This is a genomic window from Propioniciclava sp. MC1683, from assembly GCF_014164675.1.
Taxonomy (GTDB): domain Bacteria; phylum Actinomycetota; class Actinomycetes; order Propionibacteriales; family Propionibacteriaceae; genus Propioniciclava.
On record NZ_JACJFX010000006.1, the window covers coordinates 18474 to 37309 of the forward strand.

Below are 18836 nucleotides of genomic sequence, written 5' to 3' on the forward strand. Positions count from 1 at the left end.
GTGACCCACCATGGGCAACCCGTTCGACCCGACCCGCTGGCGCGCCGTCGAGGGCTTCGACTTCACCGACATCACCTACCACCGGGGCATCGACGCCGCAGGCACCGACCTGCCCGTCGTGCGGGTCGCGTTCGACCGCCCGGAGGTGCGCAACGCGTTCCGGCCGCACACGGTGGACGAGCTGTACCGCGCGCTCGACCACGCCCGGATGACCTCCGACGTGGGCACGGTGATCCTGACCGGCAACGGGCCCTCGCCCAAGGACGGCGGCTGGGCGTTCTGCTCCGGCGGCGACCAGCGGATCCGCGGGCGCGACGGCTACCGTTACGAGGTCGACGGGGCCGACGACGAGGCCGCCCCTGAGCAGCGGCGCGAGCAGATCGACCCTGCGCGCGCGGGGCGGCTGCACATCCTCGAGGTGCAGCGGCTGATCCGCACGATGCCGAAGGTCGTCATCTGCGTGGTGTCGGGCTGGGCCGCGGGCGGCGGTCACTCGCTCAACGTGGTGTGCGACCTGAGCATCGCCTCCCGGCAGGAGGCCCGGTTCATGCAGACCGACGCCAACGTCGGCTCGTTCGACGCCGGCTACGGCTCGGGCCTGCTGGCCCGGCAGATCGGGCAGAAGCGCGCCCGCGAGATCTTCTTCCTGGCCCGGGAGTACTCCGCCGAGGACGCCGAGCGCTGGGGCGTGGTCAACGAGGTCGCCGACCACGACCGGGTCGAGGAGCTCGCCCTGGAGTACGCCCGGATCATCGCGACCAAGAGCCCCCAGGCGATCCGGATGCTGAAATTCGCGTTCAACCTCGTCGACGACGGGCTGGCCGGCCAGCAGGTCTTCGCGGGCGAGGCCACCCGGCTGGCCTACATGACCGCCGAGGCCCAGGAGGGCCGCGACGCCTTCGTCGAGCGCCGCGACCCCGACTGGACCGGCTACCCGCACTACTTCTGACCGGCACCCACCGCAGATGACGGTTTCTCTCCACAGGATGCCGGGCGGCACGTCGGCCGCAGCGGTGGCGGCGCTCTACGACGCCATCCTCTGGAGGGAAACCGTCACGTCCGGCCCGGTCCTCCTGCCGGCGGCCACCGCGGGGGCGGCCGACGAGGCGCGGGCCCGCATCACCCAGCCCCTGGACGGCGTCGACGTCGTGATCGCCACCTCCGGGTCGACCGACGGCCGCGGCCACCTCGTGGGGTTGTCGATGGCGGCGCTGGTCGCCTCGGCCCGGGCCACGCTCGACCGCATCGGGGGGCCGGGCCAGTGGGTCACCTCGCTCCCGGTGCACGGGGTGGCCGGCCTGCAGGTGGTCACCCGCAGCGTGCTGGCCGGGGTGCGCCCGGTGGTCTACGCCCCCCGCCGCGGCTTCGACCCCGGCCTGTTCGCGGGTGCCGTCGCCTCCCTCGAGCCGGGCCGACGCCGCTACCTCTCCCTCGTGCCCACCCAGCTGCGCCGCGCCGTCGAGCTTGCCCCTGACGAGCTGGCGGCCTTCGACGCGATCCTCGTCGGCGGGGCCGCCCTGCCGCCCGACCTGGCCCGCCGGGCCGCGGCCGCCGGGGCCCGGATCATCACCACCTACGGCTCCACCGAGACCTCGGGGGGCTGCGTCTACGACGGCGTCCCGCTCGACGGGGTCGAGGTGCGCCTGGTCGACGGGCTGGTCCACGTGGCGGGCCCCCACTTGGCCACCCGCTACCTCGACGCCGATGTCCAACCCTTCGTCGAGCACGACGGACGCCGCTGGCTGACCACCCACGACCTGGGCGAGCTGGTGGGCGGGCGCCTCCGGATCCGGGGGCGGGCCGACGACGTGATCATCTCCGGCGGGGTCAACGTGAACCCCCACGACGTCGAGGACGCCCTCGCTGCGCTCCCCGGGGAGTGGGTCGTCGTCGGGGTCCCGGACCCCGAGTGGGGCCACCGGGTCATCGCCGTCACCACCGGTCACGCCGACGCCGAGGCCGTGCGCGCGTCCACCGCCCACCTGGTCGCGGCCGCCCGCCCCAAGGACGTCGTCCACGTCGATGCGCTGCCGCTGCGCCCCACCGGCAAGGTCGACCGGCGCGGCCTGCAAGCAGGGCTGGTGGCCCGGGGCATCCCCACCCCGGCTGACAGGCGCTAACGTAGGCACGTTCTGCTAGCCAGGGGGTCACCATCAGCAAGCGCGCCCACAGCGACGCCGACCGACGCAGGTCGCTGGTCGCCGGCACCGTCGGCAACCTCGTCGAGTGGTTCGACTGGTCCGTGTACGGCTTCTTCGTCCCCTACTTCGCGGCCAGCTTCTTCCCCGTCGAGGACCGCGCGGCCCGCATCCTGGCCGCCTTCGCGGTCTTCGCCGTCGGCTTCTTCTTCCGGCCCCTGGGCGGCGCGATCCTCGGTTCGTACGCCGACCGCCGCGGGCGCCGGGCCGGCATGACCCTCACCATCCTCCTGATGGCCGGCGCCAGCGCCCTCATCGCCGTGCTGCCCACCTACGCCCAGATCGGCGTCGCCGCACCCCTGCTGCTCAGCCTCGCGCGCTGCGTGCAGGGCTTCTCGGCCGGCGGCGAGTTCGGCACCTCCTCGGCGTTCCTGGTCGAGAACGCGCCCCCCGGACGCCGCGCCTGGGCGGGCTCGTGGCAGCAGGTCTCGGTCGGCGCGGGCACCTTGCTGGCCTCGCTGCTGGCCTCGGTCATGTTCTCGGTCGGCACCGAGGAGTTCCTCACGAACTGGGGCTGGCGCATCGCGTTCGGCATCGGCGCCGTGCTCGGCCTGCTGGGCCTGTGGCTGCGTATGGCGGTGCCCGACACCGAGGCCTTCACCCGCGTCAAGGACGCCGGCCGCGTCGCCCGTCGACCGCTCACCGAGGTGCTCCGCGAGCACCCGCGGGCCGCGCTCCGCGTCATCGGCCTCGTGGCCGCCGGCACCGCCCTGGTGCAGTTCTGGTTCGTCTCGCTGCCGTCGGTGCTGAACCTCAAGACCGGCGTCGAGATCAAGGACGCCCAGGTCGCGGCCATGCTCGGCCTGGCCCTGTTCACGATCCTGCAGCCCGTCTCGGGCCGCCTGTCCGACCGGTTCGGACGCCGTCCGCTGCTGCTGTTCTTCGCCATCGGCTCGGCGCTGACGTTCATCCCGCTCATGTCCACCGTGGGCCAGACCATGTCGAGCGTGCTCGTCGCGGTGTCGGTCAGCGCGGTCCTGCTGGCCGCCTACGCGGGCTCGCTGGCCGCGGTGATGGCCGAGCAGTTCCCGCCCGAGGTGCGCACCGCCGGCATCTCGCTCCCGTACGGGATCGCGGTCGCGGTCTTCGGCGGACTCGCCCCGGTGCTCGCCACGGCGACGGTGCAGGCGGGCCGGTTCTGGGTGTTCGAGTGCGTCATGGTGGCCCTGTGCATCGCCTCGGCGCTGGTCTACTGGCGCATGCGCGAGACCCGCGACGACCGGTGGCACAAGGCGCCCCGGCCGGCGGACGAGAGGGTCAGCGACCGGGCTTGAACCGGCGCAGGCGCGTGGAGTTCGTGACGACGAACACGCTGGACAGCGACATCGCGAAGCCGGCGATCAGCGGGTTGAGCAGGCCCAGTGCCGCCAGCGGGATCGCGGCGATGTTGTAGCCGAACGCCCAGACCAGGTTGCCCTTGATCGTGCGCAGCGTGCGCCGGGCCAGGGCGATCGCGTCGGGGATGACGCCGAGGTTGCGGCGGACGAGGATGATGTCGGCCGACTTCATCGCCACGTCGGTGCCCGACACCACGGCCAAGCCCAGGTTCGCCGAGGCGAGCGCCGCGGCGTCGTTGATGCCGTCGCCGACCATCGCCACGCGGCGGCCCTCGGCCTGCAGGCGTTCGATGACGGCCGACTTGTCGGTCGGCAGGACCTCGGCGATCACCTCGTCGACACCCACGGCCGCGCCGATGGCCTCGCCGGCCGCCCTGCGGTCGCCGGTGAGCAGCACGGTGCGCAGGCCCATCTCCTTCAGGCGGGCGACGGCCTCGGCCGCGGAGTCCTTGACCGTGTCGGCGACCTCGATCCGCCCGGCGACCTCGTCGCCCAGGGCGACCAGCACCGTGGTGCGCCCCCCCGCGGCGGCCGCGGCCACGGCGTCCGACAGGGCGGTGGGCACGGCGAGGCCCTCGTCGGCCATGAGCTCGGGGGTGCCGACCAGCACGCGCCGGCCGGCGACCGTGCCGACGATGCCGCGGCCGGGGATGGCGCGCACGTCGGTGGCGCGGGCGACGGGCACCTCGCGGGCGGCGGCGTGGTCGGTGACCGCGCGGGCGAGGGGGTGCTCCGACTGCTCCTCCACGGACGCCGCGGCCGACAGCACCGCGTCGGCCGGGTGGGCGTCCGAGCCGTGCACCGCCTCGACGGACATCTCGCCGGAGGTCAGGGTGCCGGTCTTGTCGAGCACGACGGTGTCGATGATGCCGGAGGCCTCGAGGGCGTCGGGGCCCTTGATCAGGATGCCGAGCTGGCCGCCGCGGCCGACGCCGACCATGAGGGCCGTCGGGGTGGCCAGGCCGAGGGCGCAGGGACACGCGATGATCAGCACCGACAACGCCGCCGAGAACGCGGCGCGGGGGCCACCGCCGGCCAGCAGCCAGGCGACCAGCGTGATCGCCGAGATGGCCAGCACGATCGGCACGAACCACGACACGACCTTGTCGACCATGGTCTGCACCGATGCCTTGCGGGCCTGGGCCTGCTCGGCGGTGGCCGCCATCTGGGCGAGCTGGGTGTGCGCGCCGACGCGGTCCGCGCGCACGATGAGCGCCCCGTTGGTGTTGATGGTGCCGCCCAGGACGGCGTCCCCCTCGGTGACCTCGCGGGGCACCGGCTCGCCGGTCATCATCGAGGTGTCGATCGCGGAGGAGCCCATCTCGACGGTGCCGTCGGTGGCGATCCGCTCGCCGGGGCGGACGCCGAAGCGGTCGCCGACCTTGAGCTCGCCGATGGGGATCACGACCTCGGCGCCGTCGCGGATGACGCGGACGGTGCTGGGCGCGAGGCGCCCGAGCGCCGAGAGCACCGACCGGGCCGAACGCTTCGAGCGGGCCTCCATGTAGCGGCCGCCCAGCAGGAAGGTCGTCACCGCGGCGGCGACCTCGAGGTAGAGCGTGTCGGCGCCGGCCGGGGCGATGCCGTAGCCGAGCCAGTAGCCGGTGGTGTCCTCGGCGCCGATGATGGTGGCCACCAGCGACCACGTGAACGCGGCGAGGATGCCGAGGCTGACGAGGGTGTCCATCGACGTGGTGCCGTGGCGCAGGTTGCGCCAGGCGGCCTTGTGGAAGGGCCAGGCACTCCAGAACACGACGGGCAGGGCGGTGACGAGCAGCACCCACTGCCAGCCCGGGAACCGCATCTGCGGCGCGAGGGCGAGCACGATCGCGACGTCGCCCAGCGGCACGGTGAGCAGGGCTGCGACGATCAGCCGGTTGCGCAGCATCTTCACGCGGTCGGCGTAGCCCTGGCCCTCCTCGCCCTCGACGACGGGGGCGGCGCCGTAGCCGGCCTTCTCGACGACATCGACGGCGTCGGGGGCGCGGTCGGGGGACAGCCCGAGGATCACCGCGCGCTCGGTGGCGTAGTTCACCGTCGCCCGCACGCCGGGCATCTTGTTGAGCTTCTTCTCGATGCGCGAGGCGCAGGCCGCGCAGGTCATGCCCGAGACGTCGAGCTCGACCCGCTGGTCCAGGCCGCTGGTGACCTCGGCCTCGGGGGAGGTGGTCATGATTCGAACCGCTTCAGGGTGGCCTCGCGGGCCCGCTTCTCGTCGCGGCGGGCGAGCTCGGCGAGCATGTCGTTGTAGGCGTCGAAGGAGTCGTCGGCGCCGGAGTCGACGGCCTCGTCGATCTCGTGGGCCTCCTTGTCGTCCTGGCGGAACCACTGGGCGGCCAGGGCGGCGATCACGACGAACAGCGGGATCTCGCCGAGGAACCATGACGCCTGCCCGGCGATGCTCTGGTCGGCCATCAGGGCCGCGTGGTCGGGCAGCCATGGCACCGAGATGGTCTCGTAGAACTCGGCGCCGATCAGGGTCTGCGCCTGCAGGATGCCGACCGCGAACACCGCGTGGAACGGCATGATCGAGATCACGAGGGCGAGCTTGAGCAGGTGCGGGAGCTGCTTGCCGGTGCGGTCGGCGCCGATGATGATCGTGAAGAAGAAGTAGCCGACCATCATGAACGCGATCAGCATCAGCTGGTGCGCCCAGTGGTACTTCATGAGCCACGAGAACGCGGGGGTGAAGTAGACCGCGAACAGGCTGCCGACGTAGGCCAGCCACGCGACGGGGGCGCTGGTGAGGAACTGCCAGAGGCGGTGGTCCTCGAGCGAGTCGAGCGCGTCACCGAGCGACACGTGGTGCTCACCGGGTGCGGACGCCTCGCGGATCAGGGCCAGCGGTGCCCCCAGCACGCCGAGCACGGGGACCAGCATGTTGACGGTCATGTGCACGACCATGTGCCAGCTGTAGGTGACCGTGGAGTACTCCCACAGGCCGGTGACGGCCAGGAACAGGGTGAGCAGCCAGGTGGCGATCCACGCGACCGTGCGCAGCACGGGCCAGTGGCGGCCGAGCTTGCGGGCGCGCAGCACCCCGACGAGGTAGGCGCCGATGGCGAACACGACGACCGCGACCCAGAGGGTGTTCGGACGCCCCGGCGTGACGAGGCGTTCGATCGTGGGACCGACGGTCACCTCGTAGCCGAGGTAGTTGACCATGATGCTCTGGGGCTCGAGGAAGCGCGGCGTCGGGATGTGGTTCTCGGCGGTCAGGCAGGTCAGGTAGGCGATGGCGAGCACGACGTCGCGACCGATGCTGCCGGCGGTGCGCCCGCCGACGAACTGGCGCACGACCCAGCTCACGGCGAACAGGCCGAGGATGACGAAGATCGCGATCGTCCACAGGCCGTACGGGGTGCTGGTCAGCGGCTGGCCGGACATCTGCTGCCACGCGACCACGGCGTGGCCGCCGGCGGTGACCAGGAGCAGGGGGAGGACCAGGCGCTGGTAGCGCATGGCGGAGGCCGGCGTCCCGACGAGCCAGGCGCCCAGCGCGGCCGTCATCAGCGGGATGGCGGTGAACGCGATGGCGACCATCGCGTCGGTGGCCCAGTCGTGGTTGTAGCCGACCGTGACGTTGCCGGTGACGCCGACGAACGCCAGCGCGATCACCCCGGCCACGAGGCCGATCAGGAAGCTCGCCCAGTGGCGGCTGGTATAGACCGCGGCCACCACGGCCGCGGCGACGAGGGCGGAGGCCAGCCACGCCAGCCCGGAGGGGGAGGCCCAGATGAACGTCCACCACGCCTGGGGCCGCATCGTCGTGCCGATCGGCACGCCGTTGACGTAGGCCGGGTTGGCGAATGTGTTGAGCAGCGAGGCCGCGAACCAGACCTGCCCGAGCCGGCCGGCCCACGGCAGCAGGTGCCGTGCCCGGTCGCTGATGGTGTGGTCGGTGCCGCGGGGCGTGAACCCGACGACGCCCGACAGGACGCCCAGGGTGCCCAGCGCGGCCAGGCGCGCGGTGAGGTCGCTGACCAGTGAGATCATGCCGGTGACGTCGTCGGCCTGGATGCGCGCCGGGAGCGGCGGGCGCACGGCGAGGTCGAGCCCGACCAGCCAGATCGCGACGTACGCGGCGACGGCGGCACCGATGATCGACAGGAGCACGACGGTGCTGCGCCGGCTCGGCGCGAGGGACGACGGGGACGTGGTGGTCACGAACTACCTCGGTGGTCTGGGTGACCCGGTGGTCGACCGGGGACTTCCCCGCGAGTCTAGTCCTCGGCACTCGAAGCGTCCGGGTCGATCCGCCCCTGCGATGCCCCGGCCCCGGCTACGCTCGGTGCCAACGACCGCAGGGAGGCTTCGCATGCAACTGGGACTGATCGGGCTGGGCAAGATGGGCGGCAACATGCGGGAGCGCCTGCGCCGCGGCGGCCACACCGTGATCGGGTACGACACCAACCCCGAGATCTCCGACGCCAAGGACCAGGCCGACCTGGTCGCGCAGCTGACCGACAGCCCGCGCGTGGTCTGGGTGATGGTCCCCGCCGGCAAGGTGACCGACGCCGTGATCGGTGAGCTCGGTGACCGCCTGTCCGAGGGCGACATCATCATCGACGGCGGCAACAGCAAGTGGACCCACGACCAGAAGCATGCCGACCAGCTGGCCGAGAAGGGCATCCGCTTCATCGACTGCGGTGTCTCGGGCGGCGTGTGGGGCCTGGAGAACGGCTACGCGCTCATGTGCGGCGGCTCCGAGGACGCCGTGGCCGATGTGATGCCGATCTTCGAGACCCTCAAGCCCGAGGGCGAGTTCGGCTTCGTGCACGCGGGCGAGGTCGGCGCCGGCCACTTCGCCAAGATGGTCCACAACGGCATCGAGTACGGCCTCATGCAGGCCTACGCCGAGGGCTGGGAGCTGCTCGAGGCGTCCGACATCGTCACCCACGTGCCCGACGTGTTCGAGAGCTGGCGCGAGGGCACCGTCATCCGCTCGTGGCTGCTCGACCTCATGGTCCGGGCGATGGACGCCGACCCGCACCTCGAGAAGATCGAGGGCTATGCCGCCGACTCGGGCGAGGGCCGCTGGACGGTGAACGCGGCCGTCGACCTGGGCGTCCCGGTGCCGACGATCTCGGCGGCCCTGTTCGCGCGCTTCGTCAGCCAGCAGGAGGACAGCCCGAGCATGCGGATGGTCGCGGCCATGCGCAACCAGTTCGGCGGCCACGCGGTGAAGTCGGGCGACGACGTGGACGCCGTGCCCCCGGCCCCGACGCAGGGTTCCACGCCCGGACAGGCCCAGGTCCAGCCGGGCGCCTGAGGCGAACGCCCGCCAGGATGTCGGCATGGCTCCCTGGTGGAGCCATGCCGTCGTCACGAGAAGGCCTGGCGGTGCTCGAGGATGCCGATCGCCTGCATCAGGGCGAACATCGTCACCGGCCCGACGAAGACGAAGCCGTGCTTCTTCAGCGCCTTCGACAGGGCGAGCGACTCGGGTGACTCCGTGGCGTCCGCCCCCGCGGTGGGGTCGTCGGGGCGGAAGGACCAGACGAGGTCGCCCAGGTCGACCCCGGCGTCCGTCATCGCGGTCGTCGCCCGCGCGTTGGTGATGGCCGCCTCGATCTTGCGGCGGTTGCGGACGATGCCCGGATCGGCCAGCAGGCGCTCGACGTCGGCCGCGGTGTAGCGCGCGACGACCTCGGGGTCGAACCCGTCGAACGCCGCCCGGAACCCCGGTCGCTTGCGCAGCACCACGGCCCACGACAGGCCCGACTGGAAGCCCTCGAGCACGATGCGCTCGTAGACGCCCGGGGTGTCGCGCACCGGGAACCCCCACTCGGTGTCGAAGTAGTCGCTCATCAGGGCCGACGCCTCGGCCCACGCGGGTCTGTTCATACCCGGATGTTAGGCAGCCCGTGTCACGCCGCGCGGGGGAGGCGTGCTCCTGCTGCGGGCGCCCCCGCGGTGGGAGACTGGGGGTCGAGCCAAGGAGGGGCCATGAAAGCGGTGTCGCTGCTGCAGGTCATCTACTCGTTCTTCCTGGGGCTGGTGGTCGTCGGGCTGGTCGCCATCGGCATCAACACGTTCCACCCGCAGCCCCGCTGGCCCGAGATGGCGTGGGACAAGTACCCGGGCGCCGAGCCCACCGCCGAGCAGATCGCCCAGCAGGAGGCGGCGACCCGCGCCGCCCAGGCGGCCCAGGAAGCGTGGTCGCTGAACACCAGCATCATCCTGCTCGTCTGCGCGACCCTGATCCTGCTGGTGTCGCTGTGGCGCCCGGCACGGATGGCCGTGATCTCGAACGGCCTGCTGCTCGGTGGCATCTTCACGATGATCTACGCCGTGGGCCAGTCGCTGGCGAGCAGTTCGGGCCAGGTGACGCGCTTCTTCGTCGCGCTGGCGGCCCTGGTGGTCACGGTGGGCGTGGGATACCTCACGTTCATCCGCCGCTCGGCGGAGGCCGAGTCGCTCCCGACCGGCAGCGTGCCGGTGGAAGGGGCCGAGGCCGGTGAGCTGGGCGAGCGCGTGGCCGTGCTCGAACGGCGTCTCGAGGCGCTGGGGCGGGCGCTGCGCGAGTGACGTCACCCTCCGTTCACCCGGGCGTTGTTGGGTTGCGCGGGTGAACCAGCTCGCCCGCCGCCTGACCCTCGTCGACGCCGTCGTGATCGGCCTCGGCTCGATGGTCGGGGCCGGCGTCTTCGCCGTCTGGGCGCCCGCCGCGGCCGCGGCCGGGGGCGGCCTCTTCATCGGCCTGGCCCTCGCGGCCCTCGTGGCCTACTGCAACGCGACCTCCTCGGCCCAGCTCGCCGCCGCCTACCCCACCTCGGGGGGCACCTACGTGTACGGACGCGAGGTGCTCGGCGACTGGTGGGGCTTCCTCGCCGGGTGGGGGTTCGTGATCGGCAAGACCGCCTCGGCGGCGGCGATGGCGCTGACGTTCGCGGCCTACCTGGTGCCGTCGGGCTGGTGGCAGCGCCCCCTCGCGGCGCTCGCCATGCTGGTGCTGGTCGCGGTCAACTACCACGGGGTCACGCGCACGGCCGCGCTCACCCGCCTCATCGTCTCGGTCGTGCTGGTCGTGCTCGTCTGGGCGGTCGTCACGACCTGGCTGGCGTGGACGCCCGGGGTCTGGGACGGCGTGGTGCTGTTCGAGGCCGGTCCGTACGGCGTCCTGCAGTCGGCGGGCCTGCTGTTCTTCGCGTTCGCCGGGTACGCGCGCATCGCCACGATGGGCGAGGAGGTCGTCGACCCCCGCCGGACCATCCCGCGCGCGATCCTGGTCGCGCTCGCCCTGGCCGTCGTCGTGTACGTGCTGGTCGGGGTCGGGGTGATCGGCGCGCTGGGGACCGGGGCGCTGGCGTCCAGCACCGCCCCGCTGGTGGACGCCGTCGGTGCCGGGGACGGCTCGTGGCAGACCTGGCTGGTGCGGGTGGGCGGCGCGGTCGCCTCGCTGGGGGCGCTGCTGGCGCTGGTCGCCGGCATCGGGCGCACCTCCCTGGCCATGGCCCGCAACGGCGACCTGCCGCGGCCGCTGGCGTCCGTGCACCCGCGCTACCAGGTGCCCCACGTGGCCGAGATCACGCTGGCCGTGGTCGTGTCCGTGCTGGTTCTCCTCGCCGACCTGCGCGGGGTGATCGGCTTCTCGAGCTTCGGCGTCCTGCTCTACTACTTCGTCGCGAACCTGGCGGCGTTCCGGCAGGACGACGGCCGGACGTTCCCGCGCTGGCTGCAGGCGCTCGGCATGGCCCTGTGCCTGCTGCTGGTGGTGACCCTGCCGTGTCAGTCGGTCGCCGTCGGCGTCGCGGTCTACGCGGTGGGCGTCGTGGGCCGGCTCGTCGCGCGGCGGTCGGCGGCGCGCAGCTGACCCCTGTACGCGAAATGTGCTCCTTGCGACTGGGGCACGTGGCGCCAGGTACAGGGAGCACATGTGGGGGACGGGGCGTCAGCCCCGGTGCGTGTGCGTCGGGCCCTCGTCGGGGTCGGCCTCGTAGGCGCCCGGGCGGTCGACGATCAGGACCGCGCCCTCGGCGTCGCGGCGCATCTCGGCCGGGGCCAGCCGGCGGGCCAGATGGTAGACGACGATGGTGACGATGGTGCCCAGGGCGATGCCGCCGAGGGAGAAGTCCTCGGACAGGACCAGCGACACGTTGCCGACGCCGATGATGATGCCGGCGGCGACCGGGACCAGGTTGAGCGGGTTGCCGAAGTCGACCCCGTTCTCCTTCCAGATCTTCGCGCCGAGCAGGCCGATCATGCCGTAGAGCACGACCGTGATGCCGCCGAGCACGCCACCGGGGGTGGCGGAGATGATCGCGCCGACTTTCGGCGAGAAGCCGAAGCCGATGGCGACCAGGGCGGCGACCACGTACGCGGCGGTCGAGTAGACGCGGGTGGCGGCCATGACGCCGATGTTCTCGGCGTAGGTGGTCGTCGGGCCGGCGCCCACGGCGGTGGCCAGCATCGAGGTGACGCCGTCGGCGCCGATCGCGCGCCCCATGTCCTGGTCGAGGTTGCCGCCGGTCATCTCGGCGACGGCCTTCACGTGGCCGGTGTTCTCGGCGATCAGCGCGATGGCGACGGGCAGGGCGACCAGGGCGAACGCCAGGTTGAAGGTGGGCAGGTGGAAGCCGACGACGTTGGTCGCGGTGGCGCCGAACTGCCAGTTGGCGAGGTCGGAGACCGGGGGCAGGCCGATCCACGGCGCCTTCTCGACCAGGGACCAGTCGACGCGCAGGTGGGGGCCGACGGTCCCGTCGGCCATCTGGGAGTTGATCGGGCCGAGCACGACGTCGAACACCCAGCTCACGATGTAGCCGATGATCAGCGAGAGGAAGATCGCGATGCGGCCGATGAACCCGCGGACGCCGACGCTCAGCACCACGACGACCAGCATGGTGATCAGGGCGACGCCCTGGTCCTGCGGCCAGTAGACGCCGGCCACGACGGGGGCGAGGTTGAACCCGATGAGCATGACGACGGCGCCGGTGACCACGGGCGGCAGCGCGCGGTGGATGACGCCGGCGCCCGCGAAGTGGATGATCACGCCCGCGATGAGCAGGGCCACACCGACCCAGAACATCGCGCCCGACACGTGGCTCGGGTTGCCGCCCGCGGCGTAGATCGCCGTCGCGACACCCACGAAGGACGCCGACGAGCCGAGGTAGGAGGGCACCCGGCCCTTCACGACCGCGAGGAAGATCAGCGTCGCGATGCCGGACATCATCACGGCGAGCTGGGGGTTGAGCCCCATCAGGATCGGGAACACGAACGTCGCGCCGAACATCGCGACCACGTGCTGGGCGCCGAGGCCGACGGTCTTGCCCCACGAGAGACGTTCGTCGGGGGCCACCACCGCCCCGGGCTTCAATGTGCCGTCACCGTGCAGCTTCCACAGGGCCATGGGCGGGAACCTCTCGCTGGGGGCCCGGACCGGCGTCCGGGCAAACGGCTGCACTGTACTGCGTGGTGCCCCCCTCGCGTCAGGAGGTCCAGCCGACGTCCTCCCAGTCGGTGGTCGCGTAGCCGGGTGCCCCGAGGTTCGCCAGGCCGTTGCGGACGGCGACGAACTGCGGCTCCTGGTACAGCGGGATCTCGACGACCTCCTGCCACGCCAGCCGGGCGAGCTGGCTGGCCTGGTCGGCGCGGCGCACCGGGTCGACCTCGCTGGCCACCCGGGCGACCAGCTCGGCGGCGGCGGGCACGGACGCCACGTCCTCGGGCAGCCGGGCCAGCGGGAACGCGTCGACCGGCACGGAGACGGGGGTGAGGTCCGCCTCCCCGGTGACGGCGCGCAGCCGGACGCCCACGGCGGCGAGCTGCCCCGCCAGCACCTCGAACTCGCCCTGGGCGAGGTCGTCGCCGATCGGCGTCCGGAATGTGAGAAGGAGGCGCTGCCCGTCCTTGGACCGGCTGCCCGGGCCCTCCACCCAGCCGGCCGCGTCCAGCGCCTCGGCGGCCCGGACGGGGTCGTTCGCGAGCCCGGTCGCCCGGGCCTGGTCGACGTACCCCGGCTGCGTCGGCAGCAGGAGGTTGCTCGACCACGTGCGGGGCGGCTCGTGCAGGTCGGCGAGGTCGCTCGCCCCCACCTCGGCGCGGTCGATCGCCATCAGGACCGCACGCCGCAGGGCCGCGTCGGCGAGCAGCCCCGCGCGGGAGACGTGGAGGCTGCGCCCGTGGGTGCCCGGCGCGGTGCGCAGGGTGGTGTCGGCGGCGGCGCGCGACTGCTGGAGGCGGTCGAGGGAGGTGCCCGTCTCCCACACGTCGAGCTCGTTGTGCTGGAACGCCGCCGCGACGGCCTCGGCCTGGACGGTGCGGAACATGATGGTGTCGAGCTTGGGCCGGTCCCCCCACCAGAGCGGGTTCCGCTCCAGGGTGACGAGGCCCTGCGCCTGGTCGACGTGGGCGACCAGGAAGGGGGCGGCGTAGTGGGCGTCGCGGTGGGACGCCCAGGCGAACGCGTCGGCGGAGGCCACCGTCGACGCGCGCAGGGGCCCGGGGACCAGCGGCTGGGCCCAGTCGGGGTCGACCCCGGCGTAGGTGACCACGACCTCGTACGCGGACGCCCCGGCCCGGACGTCGGTCACGCGGTCCCACCCGAGCGGGCCGACGGGGGCGACGCCCTCGACCTGGCCCGTGGACGCCCGCCAGGTCGCCACCCAGTCCTCGGCCGTGAGGGGGGCGGCGTCGCCCCAGACCGCCTCGGGGTTGAGGGTCAGGGTCACGACGGTGTGCCCCTCGTGGGAGACGGCCACGTCGGTGACGAAGTCGGGGTTCGGGGTGGCCCGGCCCGCGGCGTCCAGCGCCAGGTGCTCGGGCGTCAACGGGTCGAGGACGCGGCGGGCGTCGGCGTCCGCGTCGGGGTGGCGCGGGTTCCACTGGGTCGGTAGCGCGGCCAGCGGGAAGCGGAGCAGGCCGCCGTCGCGGAGGCGCTCGCGCGGCTGGGGGTTGGTGTCCTGGACCGCGTCGGCGGCCACGGGTGCCGGCGTGCTGGGGCTGGGGAGCGGCTGCGAGCCGGTGCAGCCGACGAGGAGGGCGGCCGCGAGCACGGCGAGGCGCGCTCTCGGGCGCGGCCTGCTCACGGATGGTCCTCCTGCGGCTCGGGGGTGTCGATCAGGTTCGATCACCCTAGCCCCGGGGTGGTCGCGGCCCGGCGCCGATCAGGTCACGATTCAGTGCAGGAGGATCACGATTGCGTCACCGCGCGTCGCGCTCAGATCCACGAGCGCAGCGCCATGCGCGCGAGCCACTCGCCGTTGGTGATCAACTGGTAGCTCAGCACCGGGTAGAGCCAGGCGAAGCAGGCCACGACCATGCCCACGGCGAGGCCCGCGATGATGGCGCCGACGCGACGCCCGGGCCCGCGGGCCTGCCCGATCACCAGGCCGAGGGCCAGGGCGAGCCCGATCGTGGTGAACGGGATGATCGTGATGGCGTAGAAGAAGAACACCGGGCGGTCGGCCGAGGCGAACCAGGGCAGGTAGGTGGCCAGCGCGGCGAGCACCGGGACGCCGAAGCGCCAGTCGCGCCCGGCCAGCCACCAGATCAGGCCGAGCAGGAGCGCGGCGGCGGCCAGCCACCACAGCACCGGGTTGCCCATGCCCGTGACCACGCGGACGCAGGTGTCGGCCGAGACGCACCCGTCGGTGCCGTTCTCGATGCCGCTGGTCGCGTCGAGGCTGATGGGCCGCAGCATGAGCAGCCAGCCGGCGGGGTGGGCGTCGTAGGGGTGCGTCTGCTCCTTGATGTAGTCGCCGGTGTGGAAGTTGAAGATGTCCTGGTGGTACTTCAGCAGCGAGGCGAGGCCCTCGCCGAAGGCGCCCACCAACGGGTGGTCAGGGTTTCTCGACCCCCAGTCGCGACCCCAGCCCCCCGATGTCGACAGCCACCCCGTCCACGAGGCGACGTAGACGACGAACGCCGTGACGACGATCGACACGAACGCCGGGATCCCCTCGCGCAGCAGCGCGGTCCAGGACCGGAACCCGGCCCCCGCGAGCCGGCGCGCGCCGACGTCCCACAGCACCGTGAGGATGCCGAACACGGCGACCACGTAGAGCGAGTTCCACTTCGTCGCGACGGCCAGGCCGAACAGGACGCCCGCCGTCCAGCGCCAGGGCCGCCACCAGAGCAGGGGACCGAAGCTGCCGCCCAGCGAGGTCAGCCCGCGCGCCTCCATCGCATCGGCGAGCCGGTGGCGGTGGTGGTCCCGGTCGGCGACGAGGGCGGCCACCCCGGCCACCAGGAAGGTGGCCTGGAAGATGTCGAGCAGCGCGATGCGACTCATCGTGAAGGCGAGGCCGTCGAAGGTGAGCATGATGCCGGCCATGGCGCCGACCATGAGCGAGCGCGACAGCCGGTGCGCCAGGCGGATCGTGGCGACCACCAGGAGGGCGCCGAACACCACCGCGGCGATGCGCCAGCCGAAGGGGTTCATGCCGAACGCCCACTCACCGGTCGCGATCAGCCACTTGCCGACCGGGGGATGGGCGATGAACGACCCCTTCGCCGTCAGGGCGGAGACGTCGCCGGCGGCCACCTGCGGGTTGACGACGTCGCCGCCGCCGACCCACTCGCCCTCGTAGCCGTGCTGCAGGAGCGACCACGCGTCCTTGGCGTAGTAGGTCTCGTCGAACATGATCCTGTCGGGCTGGTCGACCCCGACCAGGCGCACGGCGAAGGCCAGCAGCCCGATCACGAGCGTGACCGCCCAGCTCAGCGCCCAGTGCTCGCGGACGCCGTCGCGCAGCCGGTCGAGGGTGATGGGCACGGCGGTCGTCACCCGGCCATGGTAGCCACGCCATACTGGGCGGGTGACAGGAGTGCTCGTGCTGGCCGCCACGCCCATCGGCGACGTCGCCGACGCCAGCCCGGCCATGGTGGCGGCGCTGGTGGAGGCCGACGTCATCGCCGCCGAGGACACCCGTCGCCTCCGCGACCTCTGCCGCCGGCTCGGCGTCGAGACCACGGCGCGGGTCGTGTCCTACTTCGACGGCAACGAGGCCTCCCGCGTCGGGGTGCTCATGGACGCCCTCCGCGCGGGTGAGCGGGTGGTCGTGGCCACCGACGCCGGGATGCCGTCGGTCTCCGACCCCGGCTTCCGCGTCGTGCAGGCCGCCATCGCCGAGGGGATCCGCGTCACCGCCGTCCCGGGGCCCTCGGCCGTGTTGACCGCCCTGGCCGTCTCAGGGCTGCCCACCGACCGGTTCTGCTTCGAGGGCTTCGCCTCCCGCAAGGCGGGTGAGCGCTCCCGGGCGCTGGCCGCGCTGGCCCGGGAGGAGCGCACGATGGTGTTCTTCGAGGCCCCCCACCGCCTGGCTGACTTCCTCGCCGACGCGCGCGACGCGCTGGGCGCCGACCGCCCGGCCGCCGTGTGCCGCGAGCTCACCAAGACCTACGAGGAGGTCGTGCGCGGCACCCTCGCCGAGCTCGCCGAGTGGGCCACCGGCGAGGTGCGCGGTGAGATCACCGTCGTGGTGGCCGGCGCCACCGGCCCGGCAGGCAGCGTCGAGGACGCCGTCGCCGAGGTCCTCGCCCGGGTTGAGGCGGGGGAGCGGTTCAAGAGCGCGGTCGCCGAGGTGGCCGCGGCGTCCGGGCTGGCCAAGAACGAGCTGTACGAGGCGGCCCTGGCCGCCCGGAAGGAGCCCCGATGAGCGAGCCGGCCCCGGCCCCCGAGCCGCTGGGCACGCCCACCACCGACGCCCACACCCACCTCCGCACCACCGAGCGCAAGACCGGCCTGGCTGCCGCCGACGCGGTGGCGCGGGCCGCAGCCGTCGGCGTCCGGCGCCTGGTGGACGTCGGCTACGACGTGGCGAGCTCACAGGCGGCCGTGGCCGCGGCGGAGGCGTTCGCGGGGGTGGTCGCGACCGTGGCGATCCACCCGACGGACGCCGCCCAACTGGGCGACGACCTCGACGAGGCCCTGCGCGGCATCGAGGCCCTGCTCGGCACCACCGACCGGATCCGTGGGGTGGGGGAGACGGGCCTGGACTTCCACTGGATCGAGGACGAGGCGGGCCGCGCCCGGCAGCGCGACGCCTTCGCCGCGCACATCGGCTGGGCCAAGGAGCACGACCTGGCCCTGGTCATCCACGACCGGGACGCCCACTTCGAGGTCCTCGACGTGCTGGCCGCCGAGGGCTGGCCCGAGCGCGTCCAGATGCACTGCTTCTCCGGCGATGCCGACCACGCGCGGGCCTGCCTCGACCACGGGGCGTGGCTGTCGTTCCCCGGCACGGTGACGTTCAAGGCCAACGAGGCCCTGCGGGAGGCGGCCCGGATCACTCCGGCCGAGCGCCTGCTGGTCGAGACCGATGCGCCCTACCTCACGCCGGTGCCGGTGCGGGGGCGTCCGAACGCCAGCTACCTGCTGCCGCACACCGTGCGGTTCCTCGCCGACCTGCGGGGCGAGGACGTCGACGACCTGGCCGCCGTCCTCGACGCCAACGCGACCGCCCTGTTCGGCGACTGGGGAGGGACCCATGGCTGACGCGCTCCTCGACCCCCGCACGATCCGCGAGCTGGCGGCCGAGCTGGACCTGCGGCCCACCAAGCAGCGCGGGCAGAACTTCGTGCACGACGCCAACACGGTGCGCCGCATCGTGGCGGCGTCCGGGATCACGCCCGACGACGTCGTGCTCGAGATCGGGCCGGGGCTCGGCTCGCTGACCCTCGGGCTGCTCGAGCAGGCCGCGCACGTCCACGTCGTCGAGATCGAGTCGAGCCTGGCCCGGCGGCTGCCCCGCACGGTCGCCGAGCGGCTGCCGGCGGCGTCCGAACGGCTGACGGTCACCGAGGCCGATGCGCTCGACGTCACGGACCTGCCCGGCCCGCAGCCGACCGCGGTGGTGGCGAACCTGCCCTACAACGTGAGCGTGCCGGTGCTGCTGCACGTGCTCGCGCGGTGGGACTCGATCCGCACCGGGCTGGTCATGGTGCAGCTCGAGGTCGCCGACCGGCTCGTCGCGCCGCCGGGCAGCAAGGTCTACGGCGTGCCGAGCGTGAAGCTCGCCTGGTACGCGGACGCCGCGCGCGTCGGGACCGTGCCCCCCAAGGTCTTCTGGCCGGTGCCCAACGTGGACTCCGGGCTGGTGCGGATGACCCGGCGCGAACCGCCGGCGACCACCGCCACGCGGCAGCAGGTGTTCGCCGTCGTCGACGCGGCCTTCGCCCAGCGGCGCAAGATGCTCCGGGGTGCGCTGGCCGGGTTGTTCGGGTCGTCCGCGGCGGCGTCCGAGGCCCTCGAGGCGGCCGGCGTCGACCCGCAGGCGCGCGGCGAGGTCATCGACGTGGCGGCCTTCGCCCGGATCGCCGAACGGCTCCCCGGGGCCCCCGCCTGAGGGTTCGCGAA

At 73.0% G+C, this 18836-nt stretch carries 15 protein-coding genes; 9 read left to right on the forward strand and 6 right to left on the reverse strand.

The annotated features are described in order from the left end of the window. The first annotated feature begins 10 nt into the window (after window positions 1-10). From H5397_RS05075 to H5397_RS05085, 3 genes are all read left to right on the forward strand, one after another. The gene (locus tag H5397_RS05075) at window positions 11-949 is read left to right on the forward strand and encodes a 1,4-dihydroxy-2-naphthoyl-CoA synthase (RefSeq protein ID WP_182815311.1); all 939 of its coding nucleotides are present in this window, start codon (window positions 11-13) and stop codon (window positions 947-949) included. Window positions 950-965: 16 nt separating this feature from the next. Then, on the forward strand, window positions 966-2120 hold the full coding sequence (locus tag H5397_RS05080; protein WP_182815313.1) for an AMP-binding protein: 1155 nt from the start codon (window positions 966-968) through the stop codon (window positions 2118-2120). A gap of 74 nt (window positions 2121-2194) precedes the next feature. After that, window positions 2195-3472 (forward strand): MFS transporter, encoded by a 1278-nt coding sequence (locus tag H5397_RS05085; protein ID WP_255438651.1) that lies wholly within the window; start codon window positions 2195-2197, stop codon window positions 3470-3472. Here the strand turns inward: H5397_RS05085 and H5397_RS05090 are convergent. Then, on the reverse strand, window positions 3456-5708 hold the full coding sequence (locus H5397_RS05090) for a cation-translocating P-type ATPase (RefSeq protein WP_182815315.1): 2253 nt from the start codon (window positions 5706-5708) through the stop codon (window positions 3456-3458). The two genes, H5397_RS05085 and H5397_RS05090, sit on opposite strands and share 17 nt — an antisense overlap. Beyond that, the gene (locus H5397_RS18770; protein WP_182815317.1) at window positions 5705-7702 is read right to left on the reverse strand and encodes a cytochrome c oxidase assembly protein; all 1998 of its coding nucleotides are present in this window, start codon (window positions 7700-7702) and stop codon (window positions 5705-5707) included. Before H5397_RS18770 ends, H5397_RS05090 begins: the two co-directional genes overlap by 4 nt. Window positions 7703-7853: 151 nt before the next feature. On the opposite strand from H5397_RS18770, the gene gnd reads away from it, so the two are divergent. Beyond that, entirely contained in the window at window positions 7854-8807 is a 954-nt protein-coding gene (gnd, locus tag H5397_RS05100) for a phosphogluconate dehydrogenase (NAD(+)-dependent, decarboxylating) (RefSeq protein ID WP_182815319.1), read from the forward strand. A 53-nt stretch (window positions 8808-8860) separates the two neighbouring features. On the opposite strand, the gene H5397_RS05105 is transcribed toward gnd, so the two are convergent. After that, a complete protein-coding gene (locus tag H5397_RS05105; RefSeq protein ID WP_182815321.1) occupies window positions 8861-9382 on the reverse strand; it encodes a DNA-3-methyladenine glycosylase I in 522 nt (173 codons plus the stop codon). Between the two features lie 102 nt (window positions 9383-9484). On the opposite strand from H5397_RS05105, the gene H5397_RS05110 reads away from it, so the two are divergent. Next, window positions 9485-10066, forward strand: a complete 582-nt coding sequence (locus tag H5397_RS05110; protein WP_182815323.1) for a hypothetical protein — start codon at window positions 9485-9487, stop codon at window positions 10064-10066. Window positions 10067-10106: 40 nt separating this feature from the next. Further along, window positions 10107-11351 (forward strand): APC family permease, encoded by a 1245-nt coding sequence (locus tag H5397_RS05115; protein ID WP_309224283.1) that lies wholly within the window; start codon window positions 10107-10109, stop codon window positions 11349-11351. Between the two features lie 78 nt (window positions 11352-11429). Here the strand turns inward: H5397_RS05115 and H5397_RS05120 are convergent, their stop codons facing one another. The 3 genes from H5397_RS05120 to H5397_RS05130 form a co-directional block, all read right to left on the reverse strand. Further along, window positions 11430-12887 (reverse strand): uracil-xanthine permease family protein, encoded by a 1458-nt coding sequence (locus H5397_RS05120; RefSeq protein ID WP_182815325.1) that lies wholly within the window; start codon window positions 12885-12887, stop codon window positions 11430-11432. A gap of 79 nt (window positions 12888-12966) precedes the next feature. Then, the gene (locus tag H5397_RS05125; protein WP_182815327.1) at window positions 12967-14565 is read right to left on the reverse strand and encodes an ABC transporter substrate-binding protein; all 1599 of its coding nucleotides are present in this window, start codon (window positions 14563-14565) and stop codon (window positions 12967-12969) included. A gap of 131 nt (window positions 14566-14696) precedes the next feature. Next, window positions 14697-16331: a phospholipid carrier-dependent glycosyltransferase gene (locus H5397_RS05130; RefSeq protein ID WP_182815564.1), complete on the reverse strand. Its 1635-nt coding sequence runs from the start codon at window positions 16329-16331 to the stop codon at window positions 14697-14699. Here H5397_RS05130 and rsmI point away from each other — a divergent pair. The 3 genes from rsmI to rsmA are packed head-to-tail and all read left to right on the forward strand — an operon-like array spanning window position 16297 to window position 18825. Beyond that, on the forward strand, window positions 16297-17136 hold the full coding sequence (rsmI, locus tag H5397_RS05135) for a 16S rRNA (cytidine(1402)-2'-O)-methyltransferase (RefSeq protein ID WP_182815329.1): 840 nt from the start codon (window positions 16297-16299) through the stop codon (window positions 17134-17136). The two genes, H5397_RS05130 and rsmI, sit on opposite strands and share 35 nt — an antisense overlap. Then, complete coding sequence (locus H5397_RS05140; RefSeq protein ID WP_182815331.1) at window positions 17133-17975, forward strand: TatD family hydrolase; 843 nt, start codon at window positions 17133-17135, stop codon at window positions 17973-17975. The genes rsmI and H5397_RS05140 overlap by 4 nt, the downstream gene beginning before the upstream one ends. Further along, window positions 17968-18825: a 16S rRNA (adenine(1518)-N(6)/adenine(1519)-N(6))-dimethyltransferase RsmA gene (gene rsmA / locus H5397_RS05145; RefSeq protein WP_182815333.1), complete on the forward strand. Its 858-nt coding sequence runs from the start codon at window positions 17968-17970 to the stop codon at window positions 18823-18825. The genes H5397_RS05140 and rsmA overlap by 8 nt, the downstream gene beginning before the upstream one ends. Window positions 18826-18836: the final 11 nt, after the last annotated feature.

Bases quoted from the DNA above. Each gene is read 5' to 3' on its own strand.
- H5397_RS05075 (WP_182815311.1), top strand. From the start codon at position 11: ATGGGCAACCCGTTCGACCCGACCCGCTGGCGCGCCGTCGAGGGCTTC.
- H5397_RS05080 (WP_182815313.1), top strand. From the start codon at position 966: ATGACGGTTTCTCTCCACAGGATGCCGGGCGGCACGTCGGCCGCAGCG.
- H5397_RS05090 (WP_182815315.1), bottom strand. From the start codon at position 5,708: ATGACCACCTCCCCCGAGGCCGAGGTCACCAGCGGCCTGGACCAGCGG.
- gnd (WP_182815319.1), top strand. From the start codon at position 7,854: ATGCAACTGGGACTGATCGGGCTGGGCAAGATGGGCGGCAACATGCGG.
- H5397_RS05105 (WP_182815321.1), bottom strand. From the start codon at position 9,382: ATGAACAGACCCGCGTGGGCCGAGGCGTCGGCCCTGATGAGCGACTAC.
- H5397_RS05110 (WP_182815323.1), top strand. From the start codon at position 9,485: ATGAAAGCGGTGTCGCTGCTGCAGGTCATCTACTCGTTCTTCCTGGGG.
- H5397_RS05120 (WP_182815325.1), bottom strand. From the start codon at position 12,887: ATGGCCCTGTGGAAGCTGCACGGTGACGGCACATTGAAGCCCGGGGCG.
- H5397_RS05130 (WP_182815564.1), bottom strand. From the start codon at position 16,331: ATGGGCGTGGCGGCCAGCACGAGCACTCCTGTCACCCGCCCAGTATGG.
- H5397_RS05140 (WP_182815331.1), top strand. From the start codon at position 17,133: ATGAGCGAGCCGGCCCCGGCCCCCGAGCCGCTGGGCACGCCCACCACC.
- rsmA (WP_182815333.1), top strand. From the start codon at position 17,968: ATGGCTGACGCGCTCCTCGACCCCCGCACGATCCGCGAGCTGGCGGCC.